The organism is Clostridium sp. (assembly GCF_051656525.1).
Classification (GTDB): Bacteria; Bacillota; Clostridia; order Clostridiales; family Clostridiaceae; genus Clostridium.
Genome location: NZ_JBOGCC010000195.1, coordinates 1 through 10,066, shown reverse-complemented (window position 1 = coordinate 10,066; position 10,066 = coordinate 1). Strand labels below are relative to the sequence as shown.

Sequence of the window (10,066 nt, the reverse complement as noted above, 5' to 3'; positions counted from 1 at the left end):
AAGTTTCTTGGCACTACTCCAACACTTTGACCAAATTCAAATTCAATATCCATATTTCTTCCAAATAAATGATCACCTGTTTTAGTTTTTAAAGTTAATCCTGTACACATAATATTACCTCGCTATCATTATATTTTTTCTTTTGTCACAGTCAGATTAATTAAATCTGTCACGTTACAAAAATCGTAGCATATAGCCCTAATTTCCACAACCTAACTTATATTAAATTATGTATTTTTTAATATTATTCATATTTTAAGATATTCAGATACTATAATTTAATATTATTTATATTTAACTCATCTTAATATGACTTTTCTTATTTTTATCATTCTATAATTCAGTGATTTTTTTAAATTCACTTCTTTTTTATGTTTTCCAAATTATAAATATTTATTCTTAATAGGCATTCTTACGGTAATTTCTCTTCACTCTTTTAAATTTATTTAATTTATTAATTATTTAGTTACTTTTTCATTAAATTATGTAAACAAATTTATTTATTTTAACTTTTCACCACTTTTTTTTAAGATTATTGCTAAAATTCATAATTTACTTCTCTATATCCTTAATTTTATTTTTATTTTTTCATTGCTCTAAATAAAAATAAAAATTACATTTTTATAAACTAAAAAGAATTATTTACAATATTATCTATATCAACTACCTATTTTTTCTTTTTTTGTACTTTAATGAGTATTTAAAATATACTTTTTTATCTTTTTTCATATAATATATCTACCTTAAAAGTATTTTATAGGTATGAAAGGATTTTAATTGAAGAGTTTTTTTCAAAAATTTTTTATAACTAAGTCTATTTAAATTATAATTTTCTTTATATTCAATAGGTTTTTTCATTTTCAAACACTTCATAATATGTTATAATTTTTATGCTTCTCATAAACATAAGATTAAATTAAACTAAGAAAGGAAATATTTACAATGAAATTTTTTAAAGAGTTTTCAACATTTCATAAATGGCTTTTCTCAGTATATGCAACCCTTAACATAATAATTTTTCTTATCCCGCTTTTTCATAAAGGTGGAATCTCTAAAAATTTGACTGTTATAAGTGTACTAGCCCTAATTTCAACATTAACGGGACTACTATCATCTATCTATACTGCACGTGGGCAAGCTATAGCATATATTTGGGGAGTTTTTAATACTTCTACTTATATTTTCGTTGCTTGGGCATCTCAAGCATACGGGCAATCTATTTTATACATATTTTTCGAAACACCGCTACAAGTAATTGGATATTATTTATGGGCAAAGAATACTAAAAATAGTTCATCAAACACTGTAGAAGCAAGAAGATTAAACAAACGTGGATGGGTTATTTTAATTATTTCATTTTTTACTGTGTGGATACTTTATGCAATATTTATAAGTGATTTACCATATTTACTTAAAACTTTTATTCATGTAACTATTCCTGCTGATAAAAACTTTATAATTGATTCTTTATCATCAACTTTAACTATAGTTGCTGTTATATTAACTACTAAAAGATTTTATGAGCAATGGCATTTTTGGATTGGATCGGCTTCAATGGGAATATTATTATTTCTAATATCTATGATGCAATCTAAAACACTTGACTTAAACTCATTCTCAGCGTTAACTATGTGGAGTTTATTCTTAATTAGTTCTATATACGGATTAAGATTATGGAAAAAACTTCCTTCAGCGTCTGATAATAAGAAACCACAAAATATAGAGAAATCAGCTTAAAATTTTAAGTACATACAATAAGCTACTAGCAAATCTTGCTAGTAGCTTATTGTACGTCTCTTATTTATAATTCTATACTAATATATTTTCTAATGTTTCTTTACAAATTTTAGTTTTAAACTCAAATTTCTTATCACTAGTTATTATATAATTTATAACATTTGTTATATCTTCAATTATCTCTGCAGATATATTTAAGCACGCCGCTATATCTGCTATTCTTTTCTTATATTTTTCATTTTCTTCTATTAATGTAGTTCCTAATATTGCAAAGAATAAATATCTAACTATTCTCGCTTCCCTTCCTTTTAATTCTCCATTATTAGAATCTATAAATTCTGCTATAATTTCATTTGTATTATGCGCATTTAAATCATATTTAGAATATTTATTTTCACATCCAAATATTAAATTTCTTTCATGCTTTCTAAACTTCTCCGCACATAATTCACTTATAAATTTATTTTCCTTTTTATCCCAATATATTATATCTAATAAAGTAACACTATTATCATGTACAGTATTTCTCGTCCACATTGTTACTTCATATGTATAATTTATTTTTCCTTCTAAATTCTTTAAATTACTTTCTAATTTTAAAACTTCCATATCATTCATTTTACTACCTCTTTTGCTATAACTTTTTAATACATTTCTACTACTTATTTTATAATCCACTTAACTTGTCCTAAAGACTTGTTAAGTATTTCATATATCTTTAGACTTTCTTTATCTAGTTTAAATTTTTCAGTACTTAAACTCTCTAATGCCTTAAATAATACTTCACTTTTCTTTACCTCTACATCAGATAATCTATTTCCTAATAAATCTGATCCTTTATATTCTGACATTCTATTCCTCCTTCTCAATTTTTCTCACTTTTTCTCTATTATTTAATCATATTCCACCTTTTTTTTCTTTTAATATAATTAACCATTATATATATTTTTTCTCTCTATATATAAACATTAGAACTTTTTTACGTATTATTTTACTTTTCTATTAATTTAAACATGAATTAACTAACTATTTATATAAATAAATCCATTTTCATAATGAAATTTAAACCTTTAAAGTATTATTTTTCCACAATTAATAATGAATATTTTTCCTTTACTCTTCTTCAATAAATAAAAATACACTATTCTAAAAAAAGAATAGTGTATTTTTCATTTGTTAATTATAAATATACTGCTTTTTATGTATTAAAATTCATTCTTTTTTTTATTAAAAGTAATATAAAGCTAATAAATAGATGCTTGAAATAATAATTGAAAGTATCATTAATGGAAAGCCTATCTTGAAATATTCTCCAAATTTTATTTTATATCCATTTTTCTCAGAAACATTTGCAAGTACAACATTTGCTGACGCTCCAATTAAACTTCCATTTCCACCTAAACATGATCCTAATGATATTGCCCACCAAAGCATACTTACATCCACTCCATTTTTCTGCATTACAAGTACTAATGGAATTAATGTTGCTACAAATGGAATATTATTTAAAAATGTCGATATTATTGCAGAGCCCCAAAGCATAATAAGCATTAATAAAACTGGAGATGTTTTCCCATAATGAATTATTACATGAGCTAACATATTTATAATTCCAACTTGAACAAGTCCACCAACCATTATAAATAATCCTATAAAGAATAATATTGAGCCCCATTCAATATCTTTTACTATATCTTCAAAATTTATTTTTGAAATTAATAATAAAACACAAGCTCCTATTATTGCAATTTCTCCTACACTCATTCCTATTTTATTACTAATTATAAATGCAATTAATACTATTAAAATTACAACTAAAGTTTGAATAAGTAATTTTTTATTTTTTATTTCTTTTCGTGGATTTAATTTACTTATAATCACTTTCTCTTCATAATTAACTAAAAGTTCTTTCCTATAAATATAATAAATAATCCCTATTGTTAAAATTAATATTACTATGGTTATAGGAAATAACTTTACTAAAAAATCTACAAAACTTAAATGTGCAGCACTTCCAATCATAATATTAGGTGGATCTCCTATTAAGGTTCCTGTTCCACCAATATTTGCTGCAAAAATTTCTACAATCATAAAAGGAATTGGATTCACCTTTAAAAGTCTGGTAATTAAAATTGTAACTGGTCCCATTAAAAGGACTGTGGTTACATTATCTAATACTCCTGAAAAGAAAGCTGCTAAAATCCCAAGTGTAAAAATAATTTTCAAACTATTTCCCCTACATATCTTTGCTGTAAACATTGCTATATACTCAAAAAAACCTGTTCTTTTAAAAACTGCTACAATAGCCATCATTCCAAAAAGTACTGCTATAGTATTAAAATCAACGTATCCCATAACTTTTGATAATGGTATTATTCCTACTGCAACCATTAAAATTGCACCTGTTAAAGAAAGAACTGTTAAATCAAACTTTTCAGTAATAATTCCAAGCAATATGACTATAAATATTCCACTAGCTAGTATTTGTTGTACATTCATATAAAAATTATTTCCTTTCACTTTAAATCTACTGTTGAATAACATTTTAGCATATCTTAATATATTTTAACTATAAACCTCCATTATATTCTCCATCTGACTATAAATTTTTAGTACCAATTCATATTTAATTCTATTTTATTGAATATTTAACATTAAAAGTATATAATTCATTATAGATATAAATAATCTTATTTAGGAGGTTTTTATGAGTTTAAAAGAGAAATATGGTCAATAGGGTATTGTTTTATGTTCCACTGAAGGTATAGGAAAAGCTTTTTGTAAAAAATAAAAAAGGAGTTCAAAATGAAAGCAGATAACTTTACAGTTAACCTAAACTTAAAAGAAACTATTGAAATTTTAGATAGTGAAATAGTTGGCAGAAGCTTTACTGGTGAAAGAATTGATTATCACGTAGTTTATGGTGATGCTAACAACAAAGCTGTTGTTATATTAATTTATGAAAAACATTATTGGAGAGCTGGTAATAGACTAACTTTAACAGTAACTATTGATAATATGGAAAACTTTACAAAGATCCATTCAGTTGGTGCAGGTGGTGGTGAAGGTTTCTTTAAATTTGACTGGGGTGCTGGAGATGATTTCACATCAGCCCCTAGATATGCACTAAAAAAATATATTATAAATTAAATTCAAGAAATTTAAATAAGCTTAATGTGAATCATCTTTTCCCATTAAGCTTATTTTCTTCATATAAATTTTTGTCTAAATTTCATATACTAAATACTTCCAAAAATTATTCATTTACCTTGTTATTTCTGTTTCTTCTTTACCTAATGTAATCAATCCATCAGTACTTATTTCAAAAGATTCTCCTTCAACAACTTTCATACAAGTCTCCACAGTTACATTTCCACTGAGACTTTTTGTTTTATTTAAATTAAAATACTTTGAAAAATCTACCTGACTCTTATCATTTGCGGCTGTTACAAGCTCTCCTTTTGTTGTAGTTTTAGGTAAATTTTTATTAGTTTTACTATTAATAGTTTGCCATGCAAAAACTACAGTTTGGGCTTCTCCTACAACACCTGTTTTTTTAGAATCATCTACTACCCCACTTACAGTTGGAATAAAGACTGCCATTAAAAGTAACATTATAGATAATACTATGGAAATTTCTATTATAGTAAATCCAGATTTCTTTTTTTGAATGTTTTTCTTTTTATTATTATTCATTTTCTGCCTCCTTATTTTTTAATCTATTTGAAATTATTTCCATAAAATAACATATTCTATACACTTTTACGAATATTTTTTTAAAATATTTCTTTACGATTCACTAATTATATTTCTACACCATTCTCACTATTTTTCAATCAAAAAAAAGAATCCCTAAAAGGGATTCTAACTATTACTTCTTAAATATTCATTTTAATTTAAAGTATAATAGGCAATTCCTATACTTCCTGGTCCTACATGAAGTCCAATAACAGGTCCTATAGATTGTATATCTACTTTTCTATTTAACTTTTCTTCTAAAAGTTTAGCTAAAGAGAGACCCTCTTCTTCACAATTTATATGATGAACGATAATTCCTCCAAGACCTTTAGCTTCTATATCATTTAATGCTTCATCTACAATAGCATCTATACTTTTCTTTCTTGTTCTAACTTTTCTAAATACTGACGTTTCACCATCAATAACTGTAAGAATCGGTTTTATTTTAAGCATATTTCCAAACAATGCTCCTGCTGATCCAATTCTTCCACCTTTTTTTAAGTAATCTAAAGTTTCTGGTGTAAACAAAAATCTACTATCAGTAAATATTTTTTCTGCTATATCTTTAACTTCCTCTATACTTGCACCATTTTTACCAGCTTTTGCAGACTCAATAACTGCAAATCCCATCTGCATACAATTTGTTTTAGAATCTAATATGCATATATCAGCATTTGGATATTCCTCTAATACCATTTCTTTAACCATATTAGCAGTAGAATATGTTCCACTCATTTTTGAAGATAAAAATATTCCTACAATGGAATCTCCATTTTTAATTATATCCTTAAAAACCTCTAATAATTCATGTGGACTTGGTTGAGCTGATTTTGGTATTTCGTTTAATTTATTCATTTCATCATAAAAAGATTTATTTTCTATATCAACCTCACGTCTACTTTCTCCATTCATAATAACATTTAAGGAAACTACCTTTATATCATATTCTTCAATATACTTCTTTGGTATATATGATGTACTGTCTGTAACTATTTTAACTGCCATACGCTTTTCCCCTTTTTTTAAATTATATATTACTTCTTAAATCTAATTCTTTCTATAAAATGATTTCTATTCATAATTTCATTTATTAATCTAAAACTTCTCTTTTTATTCTACCATATTTTTCTGAATAATTTAGATATAACTTTTAAAAGTTATTTTATGATATTATTATATTATACTATTACAAAAGAGAAATAAGGTGAATTTATGTATACAATAAAATTTTTTAAAGATAAGAACGGTGATGCACCAGTTTTAGATTATATAAATAGTTTAGAGAAAAAAAGTATTAAAAGTAAAAATGCTAGAGTAAAAAAAGATAAAATAAATAAAGCTTTAGAGCTTTTAAAAGACAAAGGCACAAGTATAGGACCTCCTACAATAAGAAATCTAGAAGGACATCTATATAAAATTAGAGCCTTAGATTCTAGAATGTTCTTTTTTAGAGATGGCGATACTTTTATTATGTTAACTCATTTTATAAAAAATACTCAAAAAACTCCTGAAAAAGAAAAATCTATAGCTAGAAAAAGAATGAATGAATATCTTGAATTTAAAAGAACTTGTTAAATAAATAACCTAAGTGGAATTTACTATTTCCACTTAGGTTATTTATTTATATTTTTTAATTCATTTCCAAAATTTATTTTTAAATAATAACTTTTGAATATCTAAGCTTTTCTTTTCCTTGCAAAAAATGATATAGAATATAAACCACCTAATCCAACTAAAACATAAACAATTGTAGCTAATATTCCTACTCCAAATAAAAATTCAACAAGATTAAATCCTAAAAATCCTATAAGACCCCAATTTAATGCTCCAATTATTATTAAAACTAATGCTAATATATCTAATCCCTTCATCATTAAACCTCCTAATTTTCTATATTTTTTATTCTGCATTAGTTTGCCCTAATTTTAATATTAAAATACTATTTATTTAATAGGAAATCATTAAATTTTCAAATATTCAATTTTTCTGACTACTATTAGATTGGATTTTATTTCTATATTTTAATAAATTTTCTTATTTACGTTTATATATGATTGGATCTATAAATCCAAAACTCATCTTACCATTATTATAAAACACTTCACTTACACATAGTTTTTCTTTTGTTATGCTTTCTCTTAATTCAAATCTTGTTACAGAAGTAAAGTTACTTATACTCTCACCTTTAAATCCATCTTTTATTGTTTAATATTAAAACTCCTACCTTTCATCATTTGATTTTATTGTATATTTATAATTATACACTTTATTTTATAAATTATATTTTCGACTTATTTTGTTAACTTTCTTTAAATTTTAGTCACATTCTATAAATTTCCATTACTTTTAATGATATACTATTCTCGTACAACATAGAAACGAGGAGGATTAACAATGAAAAGAACTACTGAATTTGTATTAGCCTTACTAGGTGGAATTTTTGGAATTTTTGGTGCTTTTGGTGCTTTAATGATTGGTGGTATAGGCCAAGCTTTTCAAGCAAGTGGAAGTGAATCAGTAACTGTAACGGGATGGATTGCATTAATTGTTTCCATAGTTGCCATTGTATTTAGCGTTATTTTAAAAACACCAAGCAAAACTAAATTAAGTGGTATTATATTAATAATATGTGCTGTTGTTGGATTTATTTGTATTTTTATGTTTTATATATTACCTGCAGTATTAATTTTAATTGCTGGTATTATGTGCTTAATTAAAAAAAATTCTAATTAAAGTAATTAAAGGGCTATCACAAATTAGATAGCCCTTTATTTTATATGTAAATATAATTATTTTTCAGATATTTCTTCTAATTCTAAAACATCTTCAAATATAACATTTGATGTTTCCCATTGTTTAAATTTAAAATGTACAACTATTCCATATAATCCAATAGTAATAATAATTAAAAAATACCAAAAAAACCAATGATATAGTAAATCTTTAGGATTACCAATAAATTTCAATCTTTTCCCATTAATAACTGTATGAGAATATTTTGATCTTTCCTTTATACAAATCATCCAAGGATATGCAAATCCTAACGTAAATATTCCTAATAAAATCACCTTCATATTTGTAAAAAATACATTCTTCAAGGTATTATCATAGCAGGATCCATATTTATTTTTATTATCCTCTATTGTAGACCTTGCAGATATAAAATTCTTTACTTTTTCAAACATTTTCACTTCTCCTTTATAAGCTTTTTGCACTTCGCATTCAATATTATTTATATAGACATATTCTATATATTATATCAAATTTTTCTTAAATATAAAAAGCATCAATTTTCATTGATACTTCATTTATGCATTTAAAAATTTTCTTATATTAACTTAAAACTGTCTTAACCCTACCTACAATTCCATTATCAAGCATTACTTTAATTCCATGATGATGCTCTCTAGAGTTTGTTAGTATTTTCATTACTACTCCCTCAGTTAACTTTCCAGTTCTTTGATCTCCTTTTTGTACTATAGCTACCTTTGCTCCTATTTTTATATCAATTCTTCTTGTTCCATCCATTTTTCTTTCCTCCATACTTTCTTATTAAATATACTCATCAATACTTTCATAAATATTCCTATCTGGATATAATGCTAATATAGTATCATCTTCAATTAACTTATAATATTTTGTTGAATAACTTACAATAAACTTACTGTTAGGCAATGTAAATTTTAGTATCTCTCCATAACAATTTGGTTTACCACCTGAAGGCTCTCCAATTATTTCAGCATTGGTAGAAAACTTAAATTCATATGCATTCAATAATGCTGATGAAAAAGTTTCTCTTCCTATAATAACCTTTAAATTTTCTTTTTTATTTATTTCTTCATTACCCTTAAGAAAATCTATAAGAGGCCTTATTAATGTAGAGTCTCCACCTAAGTTATTCCTTAAATCAATAGTAACCTTTGAAGTATTATTCTTAAGTATACAATCTATAGTCTTATTAATCTTCTCACTTAAAGACTCTACTCCATCTTCTCTACAACTATTGTACTTTATGTATAACTCATCATTAACTCTCTCAAACCAATAATTAATATGATTATCTCTTGCATATCTAGGTAATTTTGCACATTCCATATAACATAAATCCTGCATTGAAACTGCCTTTAGAGATACTTCCTTCCCTTCCACAGTTATCATTACCTCTTCCTTACTATCACATATACAAAGTCCATACAAAACATCTACAGCCTGCAAATACTTAGCAGATTGAGCCTTTAATAAAAATTCATTCTCATGAGAAACAATAGTAGAGATATCCATCAGCACTTCATCTATAGAAATCCCCTGAATACAATCCACCTTCTTATATAATAGCTCTTCATAATCCTTACTTACATTAATTATATACACACCATCTTCAAAAATATAAAATCTAACTGGTAAATATGTACTAACAGGAAAAACTACACCAGTATGCGCATCACAAATTGCTGCAGCAATCCTACTTAACTCAACCTTCATATCATCATACTCTAACATATCCACATCAGACTTAAGCTTATCAATCATTTCATTAAATCTATCTTCAGTTACATTAAAAAATAAATTTTTATGCCCCTCAATTAACTTA

At 25.2% G+C, this 10,066-nt stretch carries 14 protein-coding genes; 4 read left to right on the top strand and 10 right to left on the bottom strand.

Annotated features, from left to right (window positions below):
• A partial coding sequence (locus tag ACRDDY_RS09670) for a linear amide C-N hydrolase (RefSeq protein ID WP_438564743.1) occupies positions 1-110 on the bottom strand: 110 nt, incomplete at its 3' end.
• A gap of 832 nt (positions 111-942) precedes the next feature.
• On the opposite strand from ACRDDY_RS09670, the gene pnuC reads away from it, so the two are divergent.
• Positions 943-1,737 (top strand): nicotinamide riboside transporter PnuC, encoded by a 795-nt coding sequence (gene pnuC, locus ACRDDY_RS09665; RefSeq protein ID WP_438564742.1) that lies wholly within the window; start codon positions 943-945, stop codon positions 1,735-1,737.
• 72 nt (positions 1,738-1,809) lie between these two features.
• On the opposite strand, the gene ACRDDY_RS09660 is transcribed toward pnuC, so the two are convergent.
• The 3 genes from ACRDDY_RS09660 to ACRDDY_RS09650 all read right to left on the bottom strand — a co-directional run bounded on the left by ACRDDY_RS09660 (position 1,810) and on the right by ACRDDY_RS09650 (position 4,236).
• Positions 1,810-2,415, bottom strand: a complete 606-nt coding sequence (locus ACRDDY_RS09660) for a hypothetical protein (protein WP_438564741.1) — start codon at positions 2,413-2,415, stop codon at positions 1,810-1,812.
• Positions 2,400-2,588, bottom strand: coding sequence for a hypothetical protein (locus tag ACRDDY_RS09655; protein ID WP_438564740.1), 189 nt, complete (start codon positions 2,586-2,588; stop codon positions 2,400-2,402). The genes ACRDDY_RS09660 and ACRDDY_RS09655 overlap by 16 nt, the downstream gene beginning before the upstream one ends.
• 376 nt (positions 2,589-2,964) lie before the next feature.
• Entirely contained in the window at positions 2,965-4,236 is a 1,272-nt protein-coding gene (locus ACRDDY_RS09650) for an SLC13 family permease (RefSeq protein ID WP_438564739.1), read from the bottom strand.
• Positions 4,237-4,542: 306 nt separating this feature from the next.
• On the opposite strand from ACRDDY_RS09650, the gene ACRDDY_RS09645 reads away from it, so the two are divergent.
• Positions 4,543-4,887: a DUF6054 family protein gene (locus ACRDDY_RS09645; RefSeq protein WP_438564738.1), complete on the top strand. Its 345-nt coding sequence runs from the start codon at positions 4,543-4,545 to the stop codon at positions 4,885-4,887.
• A 114-nt stretch (positions 4,888-5,001) separates the two neighbouring features.
• On the opposite strand, the gene ACRDDY_RS09640 is transcribed toward ACRDDY_RS09645, so the two are convergent.
• Together ACRDDY_RS09640 and ACRDDY_RS09635 are read right to left on the bottom strand one after the other, a co-directional pair.
• Complete coding sequence (locus ACRDDY_RS09640; RefSeq protein WP_438564737.1) at positions 5,002-5,433, bottom strand: type II secretion system protein; 432 nt, start codon at positions 5,431-5,433, stop codon at positions 5,002-5,004.
• A 195-nt stretch (positions 5,434-5,628) separates the two neighbouring features.
• Entirely contained in the window at positions 5,629-6,480 is an 852-nt protein-coding gene (locus tag ACRDDY_RS09635) for a DegV family protein (protein ID WP_438564736.1), read from the bottom strand.
• A gap of 207 nt (positions 6,481-6,687) precedes the next feature.
• On the opposite strand from ACRDDY_RS09635, the gene ACRDDY_RS09630 reads away from it, so the two are divergent.
• On the top strand, positions 6,688-7,050 hold the full coding sequence (locus ACRDDY_RS09630) for a type II toxin-antitoxin system RelE/ParE family toxin (RefSeq protein WP_438564735.1): 363 nt from the start codon (positions 6,688-6,690) through the stop codon (positions 7,048-7,050).
• Positions 7,051-7,151: 101 nt separating this feature from the next.
• Here ACRDDY_RS09630 and ACRDDY_RS09625 read toward each other — a convergent pair whose 3' ends face one another.
• Positions 7,152-7,346, bottom strand: coding sequence for a DUF378 domain-containing protein (locus tag ACRDDY_RS09625; protein ID WP_438564734.1), 195 nt, complete (start codon positions 7,344-7,346; stop codon positions 7,152-7,154).
• 523 nt (positions 7,347-7,869) lie between these two features.
• On the opposite strand from ACRDDY_RS09625, the gene ACRDDY_RS09620 reads away from it, so the two are divergent.
• On the top strand, positions 7,870-8,208 hold the full coding sequence (locus ACRDDY_RS09620; protein ID WP_438564733.1) for a DUF4064 domain-containing protein: 339 nt from the start codon (positions 7,870-7,872) through the stop codon (positions 8,206-8,208).
• Positions 8,209-8,264: 56 nt separating this feature from the next.
• On the opposite strand, the gene ACRDDY_RS09615 is transcribed toward ACRDDY_RS09620, so the two are convergent.
• The 3 genes from ACRDDY_RS09615 to ACRDDY_RS09605 all read right to left on the bottom strand — a co-directional run.
• A complete protein-coding gene (locus ACRDDY_RS09615; protein ID WP_438564732.1) occupies positions 8,265-8,660 on the bottom strand; it encodes a hypothetical protein in 396 nt (131 codons plus the stop codon).
• A gap of 148 nt (positions 8,661-8,808) precedes the next feature.
• Positions 8,809-9,003 (bottom strand): YwbE family protein, encoded by a 195-nt coding sequence (locus tag ACRDDY_RS09610; RefSeq protein ID WP_438564731.1) that lies wholly within the window; start codon positions 9,001-9,003, stop codon positions 8,809-8,811.
• Positions 9,004-9,027: 24 nt separating this feature from the next.
• On the bottom strand, positions 9,028-10,066 hold a 1,039-nt coding region (locus tag ACRDDY_RS09605; RefSeq protein ID WP_438564730.1), incomplete at its 5' end, for a peptidase S41.

What these genes read in the sequence shown, in the direction of transcription:
- ACRDDY_RS09620 (WP_438564733.1), top strand. Translation starts at nt 7,870, where the DNA reads ATGAAAAGAACTACTGAATTTGTATTAGCCTTACTAGGTGGAATTTTT.
- ACRDDY_RS09655 (WP_438564740.1), bottom strand. Translation starts at nt 2,588, where the DNA reads ATGTCAGAATATAAAGGATCAGATTTATTAGGAAATAGATTATCTGAT.
- ACRDDY_RS09615 (WP_438564732.1), bottom strand. Translation starts at nt 8,660, where the DNA reads ATGTTTGAAAAAGTAAAGAATTTTATATCTGCAAGGTCTACAATAGAG.
- pnuC (WP_438564742.1), top strand. Translation starts at nt 943, where the DNA reads ATGAAATTTTTTAAAGAGTTTTCAACATTTCATAAATGGCTTTTCTCA.
- ACRDDY_RS09650 (WP_438564739.1), bottom strand. Translation starts at nt 4,236, where the DNA reads ATGAATGTACAACAAATACTAGCTAGTGGAATATTTATAGTCATATTG.
- ACRDDY_RS09625 (WP_438564734.1), bottom strand. Translation starts at nt 7,346, where the DNA reads ATGAAGGGATTAGATATATTAGCATTAGTTTTAATAATAATTGGAGCA.
- ACRDDY_RS09645 (WP_438564738.1), top strand. Translation starts at nt 4,543, where the DNA reads ATGAAAGCAGATAACTTTACAGTTAACCTAAACTTAAAAGAAACTATT.
- ACRDDY_RS09630 (WP_438564735.1), top strand. Translation starts at nt 6,688, where the DNA reads ATGTATACAATAAAATTTTTTAAAGATAAGAACGGTGATGCACCAGTT.
- ACRDDY_RS09640 (WP_438564737.1), bottom strand. Translation starts at nt 5,433, where the DNA reads ATGAATAATAATAAAAAGAAAAACATTCAAAAAAAGAAATCTGGATTT.
- ACRDDY_RS09610 (WP_438564731.1), bottom strand. Translation starts at nt 9,003, where the DNA reads ATGGATGGAACAAGAAGAATTGATATAAAAATAGGAGCAAAGGTAGCT.
- ACRDDY_RS09635 (WP_438564736.1), bottom strand. Translation starts at nt 6,480, where the DNA reads ATGGCAGTTAAAATAGTTACAGACAGTACATCATATATACCAAAGAAG.